General features: G+C 44.8%; 27 protein-coding genes. All 27 read left to right on the top strand.

Annotation, left to right across the window (positions count from 1 at the left end; all coding sequences use genetic code 11):
* Window positions 1–12: 12 nt before the first annotated feature.
* The 27 genes from fusA (at window position 13) to map (ending at window position 17413) form a co-directional block, all read left to right on the top strand.
* Window positions 13–2091, top strand: coding sequence for an elongation factor G (fusA, locus tag MHI51_RS27830; protein ID WP_036680521.1), 2079 nt, complete (start codon window positions 13–15; stop codon window positions 2089–2091).
* Between the two features lie 109 nt (window positions 2092–2200).
* Window positions 2201–3391, top strand: a complete 1191-nt coding sequence (tuf, locus tag MHI51_RS27825) for an elongation factor Tu (RefSeq protein ID WP_036680523.1) — start codon at window positions 2201–2203, stop codon at window positions 3389–3391.
* A 259-nt stretch (window positions 3392–3650) separates the two neighbouring features.
* Window positions 3651–5000, top strand: a complete 1350-nt coding sequence (locus MHI51_RS27820; RefSeq protein WP_076219199.1) for a globin-coupled sensor protein — start codon at window positions 3651–3653, stop codon at window positions 4998–5000.
* A gap of 225 nt (window positions 5001–5225) precedes the next feature.
* Entirely contained in the window at window positions 5226–5534 is a 309-nt protein-coding gene (rpsJ, locus tag MHI51_RS27815; RefSeq protein ID WP_017692074.1) for a 30S ribosomal protein S10, read from the top strand.
* 42 nt (window positions 5535–5576) lie between these two features.
* A complete protein-coding gene (rplC, locus tag MHI51_RS27810; RefSeq protein ID WP_036680532.1) occupies window positions 5577–6200 on the top strand; it encodes a 50S ribosomal protein L3 in 624 nt (207 codons plus the stop codon).
* Between the two features lie 25 nt (window positions 6201–6225).
* Window positions 6226–6849 (top strand): 50S ribosomal protein L4, encoded by a 624-nt coding sequence (gene rplD / locus MHI51_RS27805; protein ID WP_036680536.1) that lies wholly within the window; start codon window positions 6226–6228, stop codon window positions 6847–6849.
* The gene (rplW, locus tag MHI51_RS27800) at window positions 6849–7142 is read left to right on the top strand and encodes a 50S ribosomal protein L23 (RefSeq protein WP_036680537.1); all 294 of its coding nucleotides are present in this window, start codon (window positions 6849–6851) and stop codon (window positions 7140–7142) included. Before rplD ends, rplW begins: the two co-directional genes overlap by 1 nt.
* 29 nt (window positions 7143–7171) lie before the next feature.
* On the top strand, window positions 7172–8002 hold the full coding sequence (gene rplB, locus MHI51_RS27795; RefSeq protein ID WP_036680541.1) for a 50S ribosomal protein L2: 831 nt from the start codon (window positions 7172–7174) through the stop codon (window positions 8000–8002).
* Window positions 8003–8078: 76 nt separating this feature from the next.
* Complete coding sequence (rpsS, locus tag MHI51_RS27790) at window positions 8079–8357, top strand: 30S ribosomal protein S19 (RefSeq protein WP_036652940.1); 279 nt, start codon at window positions 8079–8081, stop codon at window positions 8355–8357.
* Between the two features lie 33 nt (window positions 8358–8390).
* Entirely contained in the window at window positions 8391–8723 is a 333-nt protein-coding gene (gene rplV / locus MHI51_RS27785; protein WP_036680546.1) for a 50S ribosomal protein L22, read from the top strand.
* A gap of 13 nt (window positions 8724–8736) precedes the next feature.
* Window positions 8737–9402, top strand: a complete 666-nt coding sequence (gene rpsC, locus MHI51_RS27780; protein WP_038573452.1) for a 30S ribosomal protein S3 — start codon at window positions 8737–8739, stop codon at window positions 9400–9402.
* 2 nt (window positions 9403–9404) lie between these two features.
* A complete protein-coding gene (gene rplP, locus MHI51_RS27775) occupies window positions 9405–9839 on the top strand; it encodes a 50S ribosomal protein L16 (protein ID WP_036680552.1) in 435 nt (144 codons plus the stop codon).
* Window positions 9829–10026, top strand: a complete 198-nt coding sequence (rpmC, locus tag MHI51_RS27770; protein ID WP_019908232.1) for a 50S ribosomal protein L29 — start codon at window positions 9829–9831, stop codon at window positions 10024–10026. The genes rplP and rpmC overlap by 11 nt, the downstream gene beginning before the upstream one ends.
* A gap of 43 nt (window positions 10027–10069) precedes the next feature.
* Entirely contained in the window at window positions 10070–10336 is a 267-nt protein-coding gene (rpsQ, locus tag MHI51_RS27765; RefSeq protein WP_036680554.1) for a 30S ribosomal protein S17, read from the top strand.
* 38 nt (window positions 10337–10374) lie between these two features.
* Window positions 10375–10743, top strand: coding sequence for a 50S ribosomal protein L14 (rplN, locus tag MHI51_RS27760; protein ID WP_036680556.1), 369 nt, complete (start codon window positions 10375–10377; stop codon window positions 10741–10743).
* 48 nt (window positions 10744–10791) lie between these two features.
* The gene (gene rplX / locus MHI51_RS27755; RefSeq protein ID WP_076099615.1) at window positions 10792–11145 is read left to right on the top strand and encodes a 50S ribosomal protein L24; all 354 of its coding nucleotides are present in this window, start codon (window positions 10792–10794) and stop codon (window positions 11143–11145) included.
* Window positions 11146–11176: 31 nt separating this feature from the next.
* A complete protein-coding gene (gene rplE / locus MHI51_RS27750) occupies window positions 11177–11719 on the top strand; it encodes a 50S ribosomal protein L5 (protein ID WP_036680558.1) in 543 nt (180 codons plus the stop codon).
* 49 nt (window positions 11720–11768) lie between these two features.
* Complete coding sequence (locus tag MHI51_RS27745; RefSeq protein ID WP_013312154.1) at window positions 11769–11954, top strand: type Z 30S ribosomal protein S14; 186 nt, start codon at window positions 11769–11771, stop codon at window positions 11952–11954.
* Between the two features lie 32 nt (window positions 11955–11986).
* The gene (rpsH, locus tag MHI51_RS27740) at window positions 11987–12385 is read left to right on the top strand and encodes a 30S ribosomal protein S8 (protein WP_036680560.1); all 399 of its coding nucleotides are present in this window, start codon (window positions 11987–11989) and stop codon (window positions 12383–12385) included.
* Between the two features lie 30 nt (window positions 12386–12415).
* Window positions 12416–12958 carry a 50S ribosomal protein L6 gene (rplF, locus tag MHI51_RS27735; protein ID WP_036680562.1) on the top strand — a complete coding sequence of 181 codons (543 nt, stop codon included), beginning with the start codon at window positions 12416–12418 and terminating at the stop codon, window positions 12956–12958.
* Between the two features lie 84 nt (window positions 12959–13042).
* Window positions 13043–13411: a 50S ribosomal protein L18 gene (gene rplR, locus MHI51_RS27730; protein WP_036680564.1), complete on the top strand. Its 369-nt coding sequence runs from the start codon at window positions 13043–13045 to the stop codon at window positions 13409–13411.
* A 27-nt stretch (window positions 13412–13438) separates the two neighbouring features.
* Entirely contained in the window at window positions 13439–13936 is a 498-nt protein-coding gene (gene rpsE / locus MHI51_RS27725) for a 30S ribosomal protein S5 (protein WP_036652980.1), read from the top strand.
* Window positions 13937–13950: 14 nt separating this feature from the next.
* On the top strand, window positions 13951–14136 hold the full coding sequence (gene rpmD / locus MHI51_RS27720) for a 50S ribosomal protein L30 (RefSeq protein ID WP_036680567.1): 186 nt from the start codon (window positions 13951–13953) through the stop codon (window positions 14134–14136).
* Window positions 14137–14176: 40 nt separating this feature from the next.
* The gene (rplO, locus tag MHI51_RS27715) at window positions 14177–14617 is read left to right on the top strand and encodes a 50S ribosomal protein L15 (RefSeq protein ID WP_036680569.1); all 441 of its coding nucleotides are present in this window, start codon (window positions 14177–14179) and stop codon (window positions 14615–14617) included.
* Window positions 14617–15915 carry a preprotein translocase subunit SecY gene (gene secY, locus MHI51_RS27710; RefSeq protein WP_405173408.1) on the top strand — a complete coding sequence of 433 codons (1299 nt, stop codon included), beginning with the start codon at window positions 14617–14619 and terminating at the stop codon, window positions 15913–15915. The genes rplO and secY overlap by 1 nt, the downstream gene beginning before the upstream one ends.
* A gap of 96 nt (window positions 15916–16011) precedes the next feature.
* On the top strand, window positions 16012–16656 hold the full coding sequence (locus MHI51_RS27705; RefSeq protein ID WP_038573451.1) for an adenylate kinase: 645 nt from the start codon (window positions 16012–16014) through the stop codon (window positions 16654–16656).
* 4 nt (window positions 16657–16660) lie between these two features.
* The gene (map, locus tag MHI51_RS27700; RefSeq protein WP_038573450.1) at window positions 16661–17413 is read left to right on the top strand and encodes a type I methionyl aminopeptidase; all 753 of its coding nucleotides are present in this window, start codon (window positions 16661–16663) and stop codon (window positions 17411–17413) included.
* The last annotated feature ends 1 nt before the right edge of the window (window position 17414 follow it).

Genomic DNA, 17414 nt, shown 5'->3' with positions numbered 1-17414 from the left:
GAGATCCATTTCATGGCTAGAGAGTTCTCCTTAAAAAATACACGTAACATCGGGATCATGGCGCATATTGATGCTGGTAAAACAACTACCACAGAGCGGATTCTTTTCTATACAGGCCGTACGCACAAAATCGGTGAAGTTCACGAGGGTGCTGCTACAATGGACTGGATGGAGCAAGAACAAGAGCGCGGAATCACGATTACGTCCGCTGCTACGACTGCTGCGTGGAAAGGTCACCGCATCAATATCATTGATACCCCAGGACACGTTGACTTCACTGTTGAAGTTGAACGTTCCCTGCGTGTATTGGATGGGGCAGTTGGTGTATTTAGTGCAAAAGAGGGCGTTGAGCCTCAGTCTGAAACCGTATGGAGACAGGCTGACCGTTATAACGTTCCCCGGATTGCATATGTAAACAAAATGGACATTATCGGTGCGGATTTCCTTAACGTAATCGAAACTATGCGTGATCGCCTTCAAGCCAATGCAGTTGCTATTCAATTGCCAATTGGTGCAGAAAGTGATTTCACTGGTATTATCGACCTAGTTGAGCAAAAAGCACACATGTTCAGAGATGATCTGGGCCAAAACATCGAAGTAACGGATATTCCGGAAGAATATTTGGCCAAAGTTGAGGAGCTGCGTCTCGAGTTGATCGAGAAAGTTGCTGAACTTGATGAGGATCTGACTATGAAGTATTTGGAAGGCGAAGAAATTACAATTCCGGAAATTAAAGCTGCAATTCGCAAAGGCGTAGTTGAAGTTAAATTGTTCCCTGTAATTGCTGGATCTTCCTACCGAAACAAAGGGATTCAGCTTATGCTGGATGCTGTTGTTGATTACTTGCCATCTCCTCTTGACGTTCCAGCTATTACTGGACATCTTGATGACGGTACAGAAGCTGTTCGTCACTCTTCGGATGAAGAGCCGTTTGCAGCTTTGGCATTTAAAATCATGACAGACCCTTATGTTGGTAAACTTACGTTCTTCCGTGTTTACTCAGGCGTACTTGAGTCCGGATCATACGTAGTTAATGCTACTAAGAACAAGCGTGAACGTATTGGTCGTATCCTTCAAATGCATGCGAACAGCCGTCAAGAAATTTCCATCGTGTATTCTGGCGACATCGCAGCTGCTGTTGGTTTGAAAGATACCAGTACAGGTGATACACTGTGTGATGAGAAGAATCCAGTAATTCTGGAATCAATGAACTTCCCTGATCCAGTTATCGAGATCGCTGTTGAACCAAAAACTAAAGCTGACCAAGATAAAATGGGCGTTGCTCTCGGAAAGTTGACTGAAGAGGATCCAACTCTTCGTGCTCACACTGATGAAGAAACAGGCCAAACAATCCTGGCTGGTATGGGTGAACTTCACTTGGACATCATCATCGACCGTATGCGTCGTGAGTTCAAAGTAGAAACCAATGTGGGTAAACCACAGGTTGCTTACCGCGAAACGTTCAAGGCACCTGCTCGCGTCGAAGGTAAATTTGTACGCCAATCTGGTGGTCGTGGTCAATACGGTCACGTATGGGTTGAGTTTGAACCCCTCGAGCCAGGTACTGGTAGCAAATTCGAAAGTAAAGTTGTTGGTGGCTCGGTTCCTAGAGAGTACATCGCTCCTGCACTTGCGGGTATTGAAGAACAAATGAAAAACGGCGTACTTGCTGGCTTCCCGCTAGTAGACGTTAAAGCTACCATCGTAGATGGTTCTTATCATGATGTCGATTCCAACGAAATGGCATTTAAAATTGCCGGTTCGATGGCACTCAAAGCAGCTAAAGACAAGTGTAAGCCTGTCCTGCTTGAGCCAATCATGAAAGTAGAAGTAACTGTTCCTGAGGAATATATGGGTGATGTAATGGGTATGCTGAACTCCCGCCGTGGCCGTATCGAAGGTATGGATTCCCGTGGTGGAGCGCAAATTATCCGTGCTAAGGTGCCTCTTTCCGAAATGTTCGGATACTCTACAACACTTCGTTCTGGTACACAAGGACGTGGCGTATTCTCAATGGAGCTTTCTCACTATGAAGAAGTTCCTAAATCCATTGCGGAAGAGATCGCTGCAAAGAACAAAGGCGCTGAATAATTACCAGTTTTAACTTGCCGTCCCGGGTATAAACACTCAGTCATCTAAGATTACAGGTATGCGGGCGGCTCAAATATAAGGAACCCCACATTAAGGAGGAACTGTTCAAATGGCAAAGGCAAAGTTTGAACGTAACAAACCGCACGTTAACATCGGTACTATTGGTCACGTCGACCATGGTAAAACGACTCTGACTGCTGCAATCACTACTGTATTGTCCAAAACTTACGGTGGCGCAGCTATCGCATTCGATCAAATCGACAAAGCTCCTGAAGAGCGCGAACGTGGTATCACAATCTCCACTTCCCACGTTGAATATGAAACTCCTAACCGTCACTACGCTCACGTAGACTGCCCTGGTCACGCCGACTATGTTAAAAACATGATCACTGGCGCAGCGCAAATGGACGGAGCTATCCTGGTTGTATCCGCAGCTGATGGCCCAATGCCACAAACTCGCGAGCACATCCTGTTGTCCCGTCAAGTAGGCGTTCCTTACATCGTTGTCTTCTTGAACAAATGCGACATGGTTGAAGACGAAGAGTTGTTGGAATTGGTTGAAATGGAAGTTCGCGACTTGCTTAGCGAGTATGACTTCCCAGGCGACGATACTCCAATCATCCGTGGTTCTGCTCGTGAAGCTCTGCAAAACCCAGATGGCGATTACGCTAAAAAAATCATCGAAATGTTTGAAACAATCGATGAGTACATTCCACTTCCTGAGCGTCAAACTGACAAGCCTTTCTTGATGCCTGTCGAAGATGTATTCTCCATCACTGGCCGCGGTACTGTGGCAACTGGTCGCGTAGAACGCGGAACAGTTAAAGTCGGAGAAGAAATCGAAATCGTTGGTATTCACGAAGATACTAAGAAATCCGTAGTTACGGGCGTAGAAATGTTCCGTAAATTGCTGGATTCCGCTCAAGCTGGGGACAACATCGGAGCATTGCTTCGTGGTGTTGACCGTAACATGATCGAGCGTGGTCAAGTATTGGCTAAGCCGAACTCCGTTAAACCACACACTGAGTTCACTGCTCAAATTTACGTTCTGACAAAAGAAGAAGGTGGCCGTCACAAGCCTTTCTTCACTGGATACCGTCCACAGTTCTACTTCCGTACAACTGACGTAACTGGTATCATCAACTTGCCAGAAGGTACTGAAATGGTTATGCCTGGTGATAACATCTCCGTAACCGTACAACTGATCTCCCCAATCGCTATTGAAGAAGGTACTAAATTCTCCATTCGCGAAGGTGGCCGTACAGTTGGTGCTGGTAGCGTAGCTTCTATCCAAAAATAATAATTCGACTTCTATCTGCGGGTAGATTCCGAATTACAAACACCCCTGATTCTTCTTGCGGAGAATCAGGGGCTTTTTTGTTTTTTCTGAGAATAATGTATTATTCGACACCAATTGATAATAAAGCATAACAATATGATCTTTTTCTACATAATTCGTCAAATTACAACAATCAATTGTTTACAATTATACTAATGATAGAGTAAAATGAAGGAGGAATAATAATGTAAAATAATAGGAATTGCGGGAGAGTGGTAATATGGGGAAATGTCCTTTTTCCTTCATGCATGCGTTAACTGCACGTAATAATAATGTGGATTCTCCTGCCTCTCATTCCTTAGACTTCAAGGATCAGAATCATTCTGTGGCAGGGTCTTTTCATAAGCTGGAGGGACATGGTGAGCTTAACGAGCAGATGAGAATGATTGATCTAACTGAAGCAGATTTGAACTTACTACGCAGGGTGAAACCTGTTGTTGAGCAGAATATAGACTATATCATTGATCAATTTTACAATTCGGTATTAGGCGTAAATAAACTTGAAGCTATTATTTTAGAGCATAGCAGTATAGACAGGTTGAAAACTACTCTTCGTGGGCATATTCTAGAGATTTTTAATGGAAAGGTTGATGATGAGTACATAGCAAAGCGTCTAATGATCGCTAATATTCATAAAAAAGTAGGGCTTGAGCCCAAATGGTACTTATCTGCTTTTCAGAATCTTCAGAACGTATTTATACGCGTTATATATAATGAAACAAACGATGATAATACACGCCTTCGAGTGGTTCAGACCGTGACCAAACTCCTTAACCTTGAGCAGCAGCTGGTTCTAGAAGAATATGAGAAGGAGAACATAAAAGAGAAGGAAGAGCAATATCTATTGGTGAAAAATGAATTAAAACAAAAAATTTCAGAGTTTAGCGTTGAGTTGATAGATTATAGTATCGATACTAATGCTGCTGTGAAGCAGCTAGTGGCAAGCAGCAATGAAGTAAGTAGAACATTCCAACGTACGGCTGCATCCGCCCTGGAGTCACAGGGATTAGCTACAGATGGGCATGAACACTTGGGTGATTTGACTGAGCAAATTAATCTTATATATCAGACCACCAGTGAGATGGAAGACTCGATCATTGAGTTAAGCGATTCCTCTAAGCAAATTCAAAAAATTGTGAACTCAGTAAGGGAAATTGCCGATCAGACTAAAATCCTCTCACTTAATGCAACGATTGAAGCCGCTAGAGCCGGTGAGCATGGTAGAGGTTTTAGTGTGGTTGCTCAAGAAGTTAGCCGGCTTGCAGAGGATACTAAGAGTACTGTAATTCAGATCGTAGAGCTAACAAATAAATCAGGTCTACTCACTCAGCAGGTTGTAGAAGAGATTCGTAAGGTGCAGGAGTTAACTAAGAATGGGAAGCACCAATCGGTCGAGACTAGTCTTTTGTTCTCTGATATTGTAGACGCTATGCGTAGAAGTACACAGGAGATTGTAATAGTGGAAGAAGAAATAAGAACCTTAATCCAAACCATTGAGGGGATCGGAACAGCAACGGCTCAGACTGCTTCCTCCGCAGAGTTTTTTAAGTCTGCCACAGAGAATCTTTAACATATATATAGTAGAAGAACAGCGCATGAAAAAAATATGCGTTGTTTTTCTATTTTCGCTTGCAATACTGCTGCCTATTATATATAATAATAAATGTTGTTCTGAGACGTTGCGATGATGTGAGAGGTTACTGACACACCCGGCCCCTTTGCCATGGGGACGAGGTCAGAAAATTTTCACGGAGTATGTCCGATACCAAATTGGGCGATAGAAGGAGGGACTAAAATGGCAAAGCAAAAAATTCGTATTCGCTTGAAAGCATACGACCACAGAATTCTTGATCAATCCGCTGAGAAGATTGTTGAAACAGCAAAACGTTCGGGTGCAGGTGTGTCCGGGCCGATTCCGTTACCAACTGAGAAGCAAATCATTACTATTCTCCGTGCGGTACACAAGTACAAGGATTCCCGTGAACAGTTTGAACAACGGACTCACAAACGTTTGATCGATATTGTGAACCCAACACCACAAACTGTGGATGCCTTGATGCGCTTGGATCTACCGTCCGGTGTAGATATCGAAATCAAATTGTAATTCTATTTTAAGTAATTTAGGAAAAGAAAAGAGGTGTCAACATTGAAAGGTATCTTAGGAAAAAAACTCGGTATGACTCAAGTGTTTACTCCAGAAGGTAACGTAATTCCTGTTACTGTTATCGAAGCAGGCCCTTGTGTAGTACTGCAAAAGAAAGACCTGAATATCGACGGATATGAAGCAGTGCAATTGGGCTTTTCTGATAAAAAAGAAAAACGCTCCAATAAGCCTGAACAGGGTCACGCCAAAAAGGCAAATGCAACACCTAAGCGCTACGTTCGTGAAATTCGCGGTGTTGATCTCGGGTCTCTCGAGGTTGGACAAGAGCTGAAGGCTGATATCTTTGCTGAGGGCGAATTTGTTGACGTAACTGGTACATCTAAAGGTAAAGGTTTCCAAGGTAACATCAAACGTTGGGGACAAAGCCGCGGACCAATGGCACACGGATCGCGTTACCACAGAAGACCGGGTTCCATGGGTTCTATCCAAGCTAACCGTGTTCCTAAGGGCAAACGCCTTCCAGGACATATGGGTCACACGACTATTACGGTTCAAAAGCTTGAAATTATCAAGGTTGATGTTGAACGTAACGTATTGCTGGTTAAAGGCGCTATCCCAGGTCCTAAAAACAGCTTCGTGAAAGTTAAACAAACCGTTAAGAAATAATTATTGAAGAAAGGAGGAACATGAAATGCCAAAAGTAACACTTTTTAATATTAGTGGCAACGAAGTTGGTGAAGTGGAACTGAGCGATACAGTATTCGGTATTGAACCGAATGAGCACGTTCTACATGAAGCTGCGCTTATGCAAAGAGCTTCCCTACGTCGTGGTACGCACAAAGTAAAAGGACGTTCTGAAGTTCGTGGCGGTGGACGTAAACCTTGGAAACAAAAAGGTACAGGTCGCGCTCGTCAAGGCTCCATTCGTTCTCCACAATGGAAAGGCGGCGGCGTTGTCTTCGGACCAACACCACGTAGCTATTCCTGGAAACTGCCTAAGAAGGTTCGTCGTTTGGCGATCAAATCCGCTTTGTCCTCGAAAGTACTCGAGAATGACATTATCGTATTGGATAGCTTGACAATGAATGCTCCGAAGACGAAAGAATTCGCAGCAATCTTGAACAACCTGAAAGTAGATCGTAAAGCGTTGATCGTAGCTACTAGCTATGATGATAACGTAGCACTTTCCGCTCGTAACATCCCTGGGGTGAAATTCGTAGCGGCTGACGGCATTAATGTTCTTGACGTACTGACGTACGACAAACTGATCATCACTAAAGAAGCAGTTCTGAAGGTAGAGGAGGTGTTCGCGTAATGAAAGATCCTCGTGATATTATCAAACGTCCGGTGATTACGGAACGTACTTCCGACTACATGAGCGAAATGAAATACGCTTTTGAAGTGGATATCCGTGCTAACAAAACCGAAATCAAAAAAGCTGTCGAGGCTATTTTCAAAGTAAAAGTAACTAATGTGAACACAATGCGCGTACCTGGCAAACTGAAACGTTATGGTAAATATTCTGGTTACACTCCAGAGTGGAAAAAAGCCATCGTTAAGCTTAGCCCGGACAGCAAACCGCTTGAATTTTTTGAAGCGGTAGAATAATACTCTGTTGAAGTAAGGAGGGAACTACAGTGCCAATCAAAAAGTACAAACCGACCTCTCCGGCAAGACGCGCTATGTCCGTGTCTACGTTTGAAGAAATTACAACAAACCAGCCAGAGAAATCGTTGCTTTCTCCGCTGTTCAAACATGCGGGACGCAACAACCAAGGTAAAATTACGGTTCGTCACCATGGCGGCGGACATAAACGTAAATACCGTATTATCGACTTCAAGCGGACTAAAGACGGCATACCAGGTAGCGTTGCTACAATCGAGTATGACCCGAACCGCACATCTAATATTGCTTTGATCCACTATGCTGATGGAGAGAAACGTTATATCATCGCTCCTAAAGGTCTAAGAGTTGGGGATAAAGTAGAGTCTGGTCCTGCGGCCGACATCAAAATTGGTAACAGTCTTCCACTGGAGAATATTCCAGTAGGTACAGTTATCCACAACATTGAGTTGAAACCAGGTAAAGGCGGACAATTGGTTCGTGCAGCTGGTACAGAAGCTCAATTGCTTGGTAAAGAAGAAAAATACTGTTCCGTTCGTTTGTCATCCGGTGAGGTTCGTAAGATCCTTAGCGTATGCCGTGCAACTATCGGTTCCGTAGGTAACGAAGATCACGAATTGATCAAAATCGGTAAAGCTGGACGTAGTCGCTGGCTCGGCCGTCGTCCTGAAGTTCGCGGGGTAGTAATGAACCCTAACGATCACCCACACGGTGGTGGTGAAGGTCGCGCTCCAATCGGACGTAAATCGCCAATGTCTCCATGGGGCAAACCAACCCTTGGTTACAAAACGCGTAAGAAAAACAAGGCATCTGATAAATATATCGTTCGCCGCCGCACTAAATAAGACGCTTCTGGCAAGTTAATAAAGCGCGAAGCGTCGATTCGCGGTTTGAAGAACCGGATGAAGGGAGGATTCACACATGGGTCGCAGTTTAAAGAAGGGGCCGTTTATCGATGGCTACCTGCTTAAAAAAGTTGAGGAACTGAACGAGGCTGAGAAAAAGGTTGTTGTTAAAACTTGGTCCCGTCGCTCAACCATTTTCCCTCAGTTTATCGGACATACGTTTGGTGTATATGACGGCCGTAAACACGTGCCTGTATACGTAACAGAAGATATGGTAGGTCACAAGTTGGGCGAGTTCGCGCCAACACGTACTTACAAAGGCCACGCGGGTGACGATAAGAAAACAAGAAGATAATAATAAGGTCTCTGTTTGAAAGGAGGTTAAACAATGGAAGCAAAAGCACATGCAAGATCGGTGCGAATTTCCGCTCGTAAAGCGAAACTGGTTGTTGACTTGATTCGCGGTAAGCAAGTGGGGGAAGCAATTGCTATTCTTCGCCACACTCCGAAATCCGCTTCTCCGGTCGTTGAAAAGTTGCTTAATTCGGCAATTGCGAATGCTGAGCATAACTATTCTTTGGACGTGAACAGTTTGTTCGTTAGCGAGGTTTTCGTTAACCAAGGACCTACTATGAAACGTTTCCGTCCGCGCGCCATGGGCCGCGCAAGTCGGATCAATAAACGCACGAGCCACATTACACTGGTGGTATCTGAGAAATAAGGAGGGATAACACGTGGGTCAAAAGGTAAATCCAATCGGACTCCGAATCGGTATTATTCGCGATTGGGAATCTAAATGGTATGCAGGAAAAGATTTCGGTACTCTTCTGATGGAAGACGTCAAAATCCGGGAATACCTTAAAGGCAAATTGAAGGATTCCGCTGTTTCCCATATCGAGATCGAAAGAGCGGCTAGCCGCGTGAACGTTACAATTCATACAGCTAAACCAGGTATGGTTATTGGTAAAGGCGGAGCAGAAGTAGAAGTACTTCGCAGCGCAGTTACAGCAATCGCTGGTGGCAAAAAAGTACACATCAACATCAATGAAATCAAGCACCCTGAATTGGATGCAATTCTTGTAGCTGAGAGCATTGCTCAACAATTGGAACGTCGTGTATCGTTCCGTCGTGCCCTCAAACAAGCGATTCAAAGAACTATGCGTTCTGGCGCAAAAGGGATTAAAACTCAAGTGGGCGGACGTCTTGGCGGAGCTGAGATTGCTCGTTCAGAAGGTTATAGCGAAGGAACAGTTCCACTTCATACGCTTCGTGCCGATATCGATTACGGAACGGCTGAAGCACATACAACTTACGGTCTTATCGGCGTAAAAGTATGGATCTACCGTGGAGAAGTTCTTCCCCCAGCTAAGAAACAAGCTGCTCAGGAAGGAGGCAACTAATCATGTTGGTACCAAAACGCGTAAAACACCGCAAGCAACAACGCGGACACATGAAGGGTATGGCAAAAGGCGGTACTGAATTGAACTTCGGCGAATTCGGCCTGGTTGCACTTGAACCGTCTTGGATCACTAACCGTCAGATCGAAGCTGCTCGTATCGCGATGACACGTTATATCAAACGTGGCGGTCAAGTTTGGATCAAGATTTTCCCAGATAAACCTATTACTCAAAAGCCTCTCGAGGTTCGTATGGGTAGTGGTAAAGGTAACGTTGAGAAATGGGTAGCCGTAGTTAAACCGGGCAAGATTATGTTCGAACTCGGAGGCGTGTCGGAAGAAATCGCTCGTGAAGCGATGCGTCTTGCCGCTCACAAGCTGCCTGTAAAGACTAAGTTTGTGAAACGTGAAGAATTGGGTGGTGAAGCAAATGAAAGCTAATGAACTTCGCAACTTAACCACTGCTGAGATTGAACAAAAGATCGCTGGATTCAAAGAGGAACTTTTTAATCTCCGTTTTCAATTGGCAACTGGCCAATTGGACAACCCAACTCGGATTCGTGACGTGCGTAAGGAAATAGCTCGTGCTAAAACCGTAATCCATCAAAGAGTGCTTGGGATTAGTTAAGTGAGACGGATCGCAGATCCGTATTCAGGAAGGAGGCTAACTAATGAGTGAAGAACGTAATGCACGTAAAGTGCTAATCGGTAAAGTGGTCAGTGATAAAATGGATAAAACCATCGTAGTTGCTGTTGAAACCTATAAGAAACACAATTTGTACCACAAACGCATCAAGTCTACGAAGAAATTCAAAGCACATGATGAGGGAAATGTTGCAAAGATTGGCGATACCGTAAAACTCATGGAAACTCGTCCGTTGTCTAAGGACAAACGTTGGAGACTAGTTGAAGTGGTAGAAGCAGCGGTTATCATCTAAGATAATCAAGAGAGTTTTTCCGGAAGGAGGAAATTATAATGATTCAACCATTTACACGTTTGCATGTGGCTGACAACTCTGGTGCGAAGGAACTGATGTGTATCCGCGTACTGGGTGGTACTGGACGCCGTACAGCAGCAATCGGTGATTTGATCGTTTGTTCCGTTAAACAAGCAACACCAGGCGGCGTTGTCAAAAAAGGTGATGTTGTTAGAGCGGTAGTTGTTCGTACGAAACGTTCCGTTCGTCGTAAAGATGGATCTTACATCGCATTCGACGAAAATGCAGCTGTTGTTGTTAAAGACGACAGAAGCCCTCGTGGAACACGTATCTTTGGACCAGTTGCTCGCGAACTTCGCGATAAAGACTACATGAAGATCGTTTCCTTGGCACCGGAAGTTATCTAATAAACACGGCACCAATAAGTTGAAGGTTAGTTATAGGAGGTGTAATAAATGCCTAGAGTGAAAAAAGTTCTGGAATCCCATAACAATAAACTGCACGTGAAGAAAGATGACGTGGTGCTTGTGATCAGTGGTAAAGACAAAGGCAAAAAAGGCCGTGTCATCGCTGCTTATCCTCGTGAAAACCGCGTTCTGGTAGAAGGCGTCAATATGGTGAAAAAACACCAAAAGCCGAACCAGCTGAATCCACAGGGTGGAATTATTGAGCAGGAAGCTTCGATTCATGTGTCCAACGTAATGCACATCGATCCGAAGACCGGCAAAGTAACCCGTATCGGTTACAAAGTTTTGGACAATGGTAAAAAAGTTCGGATTGCTAAAAGATCCGGAGAGATTATCGACTAATCTAGCCCTTAAGAAAGGAGGTTAAATCTTCATGGCAGCAAGAATGAAAGAACGTTTTCTTAACGAAATTACACCTGCTTTGATGCAGAAGTTTAACTATACAACTGTTATGCAAGTGCCTAAGATCGAGAAGGTTGTCATCAACATGGGTGTGGGTGACGCTGTTCAAAACTCCAAAGTACTTGATGCTGCAGTTAATGACATGCAGTTGATCGCTGGTCAAAAACCAGTAATCACTAAAGCTAAAAAATCCATCGCTGGTTTCAAACTACGCGAAAATATGCCGATTGGGGTTAAAGTAACACTGCGCGGAGAGCGTATGTATTACTTCTTGGACAAATTGTTCAACGTAACACTTCCACGTGTACGTGACTTCCGTGGTGTTTCCACTAAAGCCTTTGACGGCCGTGGTAACTACACACTTGGTCTCAAAGAACAATTGATCTTCCCTGAGATCGAATATGACAAAGTGGATAAAGTCCGCGGTATGGACATCGTTATTGTAACGACTGCTAAGACGGACGAGGAATCCCGCGAGCTGCTGGGTCAGCTGGGAATGCCTTTCGCAAAATAAAGTCGGTTAATCCATTTTCTCCGAAAATGTTTAGGAGGTGTCAGGCTAAGTGGCAAAAACTTCGATGAAAGTTAAACAACAACGTACGCCTAAGTTTAAAGTACGTGCATACACACGTTGCGAACGTTGTGGTCGTCCACATTCGGTACTGCAAAAGTTCAAAATTTGCAGAATTTGTTTCCGTGAATTAGCTTATAAAGGCCAGATCCCTGGCGTGAAAAAAGCAAGTTGGTAAGAAGTTTATAAACGGGAAGGAGGTTTACACACATGACTATGTCTGATCCTATTGCAGATATGCTTACTCGTATTCGTAACGCTAACATTGTGCGTCACGAGACGGTAGAAATGCCTGCTTCTACTATGAAGAAACAAATCGCTGACATTTTGAAGCGTGAAGGTTTCATCCGCGATGCGGAATTCGTTGAAGATAGCAAACAAGGGATTATCCGTATCTTCTTGAAATACGGCCCTAACCAAGAGCGTGTTATTTCTGGTTTGAAAAGAATCAGTAAACCAGGCCTTCGCGTATACACGAAGAGCAATGAAGTGCCTCGTGTACTCGGTGGTCTAGGAATCGCGATTATCTCCACATCTAAGGGAGTTATGACCGACAAAGAAGCTCGTCAATCAAAATCTGGCGGAGAAGTTGTCTGCTACATTTGGTAATAAACGTCACAAGATAAGGAGGTGCAACACATGTCTCGTATTGGTCGCAAACCAATCGCAGTACCTAGCGGTGTAGATGTCACTTTGGACAACGCCGTTATTACAGTAAAAGGTCCAAAAGGTTCTTTGACTCGTGAGCTTCATAAAGACATGAAGGTTACAGTTGAAAATAACGAAATTACCGTTGTTCGCCCGTCGGATAACAAATTGCATCGTTCACTTCACGGCACAACCCGCTCCGTTGTCAACAACATGGTAGCAGGTGTGACTGAAGGTTTCTCGAAATCTCTGGAACTGGTTGGGGTCGGATATCGTGCAAGCAAATCCGGAGATAAAATCGTTCTGAACGTTGGTTATTCCCACCCGGTTGAAATTACACCGGAAGCTGGTATCGAGTTCGAAGTTCCTGCGAACACGAAGATCATCGTTAAAGGTATCGATAAAGAACGCGTTGGCGCATACGCTGCTAAAATCCGTTCCGTTCGTGAACCAGAACCGTATAAAGGTAAAGGTATCAAATATGAAGGCGAGCGTATCATCCGCAAAGAAGGTAAAGCTGGTAAGAAGAAATAACCAGTTTAAACTTAATTGTAAGATACCCCGTGCATCTTAAAGTGAAGCTGTTTACGGCAAACTGAAGGGAGTGAAAGGGAAGTCATGATTACAAAAGAAGATAAAAACAAGGCTCGTCTCAAAAGACACCTGCGTGTTCGTAAGAAGATCCAGGGAACTACTGAGCGTCCACGTTTGAACGTATTCCGTTCTTCGAAACACATCTACGCTCAACTGATCGATGATGTTAAAGGGGTTACTATCGTATCCGCTTCTACACTTGATAAAGATCTGAGCGCTAACATCGGTAATGGCGGCAGCGTTGAAGCTGCTGCGAAGGTTGGCCAATTGGTCGCTGAGCGTGCCAAAGAAAAAGGATATGCAGTGGTCGTATTCGACCGCGGAGGTTACTTGTACCATGGACGGATTCAAGCATTGGCTGATGCAGCTCGTGAAGCTGGTCTTGAATTCTAGAATAATTCTTAAAAGGAGGTTAACGACTTGCGTGTAGATCCGAACAGTTTAGAACTGACAGAAAGAGTTGTACACATTAACCGTGTTGCAAAAGTTGTAAAAGGCGGACGCCGTTTCAGCTTTAGTGCACTTGTTGTTGTGGGCGACGGCAACGGCTACGTCGGTGCTGGTATCGGTAAAGCCGGCGAAGTTCCGGATGCCATCCGTAAAGGCATTGAAGACGCCAAGAAAAACCTGATTCACATCCCAATCGTAGGAACTTCGATTCCCCATCTCGTTACTGGACACTTCGGCGCAGGACGCGTGTTGCTGAAACCAGCATCAGAGGGTACTGGCGTTATCGCTGGCGGTCCAGTTCGTGCGGTATTGGAATTGGCAGGCGTTGGCGACATTTTGACAAAATCACTGGGTTCTTCGAATTCCATGAACATGGTCAATGCAACTTTGGAGGGACTTTCCCGTCTGAAACGCATTGAAGAGGTCGCGAAACTTCGCGGCAAATCTGTCGAAGAATTGCGCGGTTAAGGAGGGGAACGTCAATGGCAAAATTGCAAATTACCCTCGTACGTAGTGTAATCGGACGTCCAGAAACACAACGTGTTACTGTTAAGACGCTCGGCCTGCGTAAACTCAACACGACAGTGGTTCACAATGACAGTCCTGCAATTCGCGGAATGATCAATAAAGTGAGTCACTTGCTATCTGTAACTGAAATTGAAGGCTAAACGCCTCGCATAAATTAACAAACATAAGGAGGTGCAAACGATGAAGTTACATGAACTTGCTCCAGCTCCTGGTTCCCGCAAAGAACGCAATCGCGTTGGTCGTGGTCCTAGTAGCGGAAATGGTAAAACTTCCGGTCGCGGTCACAAAGGTCAAAACTCACGTTCTGGCGGTGGTGTTCGTCCGGGCTTCGAGGGTGGACAAAATCCGCTCTATCGTCGTCTGCCTAAACGTGGTTTCGTCAATCCTACCCGTAAAGAGTATGCGATTGTGAACCTGGAAGATCTGAATAGCTTTGCAGAAGGAACTGAAGTGACTCCGCAGTTGTTGCTTGAAACTGGTGTTGTCAAGAATTCCAAAAGCGGCATCAAGATTCTCGGCAACGGTGAGTTGACCGTAAAATTGACTGTACAAGCAAATAAGTTCTCTCAATCTGCGGTAGAGAAAATCGAGGCTGCCGGCGGTAAAACCGAGGTGATCTAATGTTCAAGACGCTTAAGAATATCTGGCATGTTGAAGATTTGCGCAAAAAGATCCTGTTTACCTTGTTCATTCTGATTATCTACCGTATCGGTTCGTTTGTTCCGGTTCCTGGTGTGAACAAAGATGTACTGCAAACAGCAAATCAGAGCGGTGACGCTTTGATGGGACTCTTGAACACCTTTTCGGGCGGAGCGCTCAAAAACTTCTCGATATTTGCGATCAGTATTTACCCGTACATTACAGCATCCATCATCGTGCAATTGCTGTCGATGGATGTTGTTCCCAAGTTTGCTGAATGGGCTAAACAAGGGGAGCACGGGAAAAAACAATTGGCGCAAATCACTCGTTACGGTACAGTGATATTAGCCCTGATCCAAGGTTTTGCTACGTCGATAGGGTTTAACCGGATTTATGAAACTCAAATGATGCCGAATGCGACATTTGCTGATTACTTGCTGGTTGCCATTATCTTGACGGCGGGTACTTCTTTCTTGATGTGGCTTGGTGAACAGATTACCGAAAAGGGAATCGGGAACGGGATTTCGATCCTGATTTTTGCGGGAATCGTCGCCGCCATTCCGGGATATATCACAAGTACGGCTAACTCAAGTTTTATTCAGCCGGATCAGGTGTTCCTGAATATTCTTAAAGTCGTTATCGTGCTGATTGTGATTGTAGCGATTATTACAGCAGTTATCTTCGTACAGCAAGGTATTCGGAAGATTCCTGTTCAATACGCTAAACGCGTAGTCGGCAATAAAATGTACGGTGGACAGAATACACATATCCCATTGAAAATTAATGCGGCAGGTGTAATTCCGGTAATCTTCGCCGTATCATTGCTTCAGTTCCCAGTTGTTCTCTCCAGTTTCTGGTCAACACATGCCTGGGCTCAATGGATTGCTAAGTATTTAGCAACCGATGCTCCACTTGGTATGCTTCTGTATGTAGTGATGATCATCGGGTTCACGTTCTTCTATACGTTCGTGCAGATGAATCCTCAGCAGATGGCTGATAACATGAAGAAGAATGGTGGGTACATTCCAGGTATCCGTCCTGGTAAAGCTACAGAGAAATATCTGACTAGAGTAATGTCTCGTCTGACTATGTCTGGCGCGCTATTCCTAGCTCTGATCTCTGTTTTGCCGATGTTCTTCGGTGCTATATCTGGATTGCCTAAAGAAGTTCGAATTGGCGGTACTGCACTGCTAATCGTAATCGGTGTGGCATTGGATACTATGAAGCAGATCGAGAGCCAATTGATCAAACGCCATTACAAAGGCTTCATCAATAAATAGGTGATAGGTTCCGGTGAAGCTTAAGTTTTTATTCTTCCCGGCACCTATTATGCTGTTTCTTGCTTGGTGGCGAACTTTTGGGGGGAGAGAGAAATCGTGAACATTTTATTCATGGGCCCTCCTGGGGCAGGCAAGGGAACACAAGCGGCAGAAATCGTTAAAGAATTTGGTATTCCTCATATTTCGACAGGAGATGCTTTCCGTTTGGCAATCAAACAGGAAACTCCGGTAGGATTGAAGGCCAAATCATTTATAGATCAAGGTTTGCTTGTACCAGATGATGTGACCATTGGGATAGTCGAAGAACGGCTTCAGCAGTCCGATTGCGAAAAAGGATTTCTATTGGATGGTTTTCCAAGAACTCTTTCGCAAGCGGAAGCGCTGGATGATATTCTTAGCCGTTTGAACACTTCTTTGGATCATGTCATCAACTTGAATGTTGACCGTGGATTGCTAATGGCGCGTCTTACTGGACGTCGTATCTGCAGCGTTTGCGGAGCATCCTACCATTTAATCTTCAACCCGCCGAAGCAAGATGGCATTTGCGACATTGATGGCGGTGAATTATATCAACGTCCGGATGACAACGAAGAAAGTGTAGGCAAGCGCCTGGATGAGTATGATAATAAAACAGCGCCGCTGCTTGCGTTTTATGATAATAAAGGTCTTTTGCGTCAGGTAAACGGGGAAAACGAAATTAATGTCGTTACTTCTGAAATCGTGTCTTTAATGCGGGGTTAATGTAATGATCATTTGTAAATCCGAACAGGAACTTGCCTTTATGAGGGAAGCTGGTCGAATTGTTGCCGAGAGTCACCGTCTTATTGCTCAGGCCATCGAGCCTGGCATTACTACGGGCGAGCTCGACAGAATCGCCGATCAATACATTCGCAGTCAAGATGCTGTGCCGTCTTTCAAAGGCTACAACGGTTTTCCTGCCAGCATTTGCGCTTCAGTCAACGAACAATTGGTGCATGGATTTCCAGGTAAACGTAAACTGATCGAAGGCGATATTGTTACGCTGGATATCGGTGCAGAGTACCGCGGTTATCACGGTGATTCCGCCTGGACCTACGGTGTGGGCAGCATTTCCGAAGAGGCTCAGCGTTTGCTGGACGTTACGGAAGGCTCCTTGTACGCGGGACTGGCGTTAGTTAAGCCGGATGTGCGCTTGTTTACAATCTCCCATGCTATTCAGCAATACATCGAAGAGGCTGGTTTCTCAGTCGTACGTGAGTATGTTGGTCATGGTATTGGGGCAAAACTGCATGAAGAACCGCAAATTCCGAATTATGGCATAGCGGACCGCGGACCACGTCTGAAACCGGGTATGGTGCTCGCGATTGAGCCGATGGTAAACGCAGGAAAGAGACATGTCAGAACACTGGAAGATAACTGGACTGTCGTTACGGTTGATGGCTCACTATGTGCTCACTTCGAGCATACAGTAGCAGTTACTCCGGACGGCATGGAAATTTTCACAAAACTGAATGCGTAGG

It is taken from the genome of Paenibacillus sp. FSL H8-0260 (genome assembly GCF_045040625.1).
Classification (GTDB): Bacteria; Bacillota; Bacilli; order Paenibacillales; family Paenibacillaceae; genus Paenibacillus_AQ; species Paenibacillus_AQ odorifer.
Note: the sequence above shows the minus strand (reverse complement) of the source record. Positions and strands in the feature narration are given on the sequence as shown.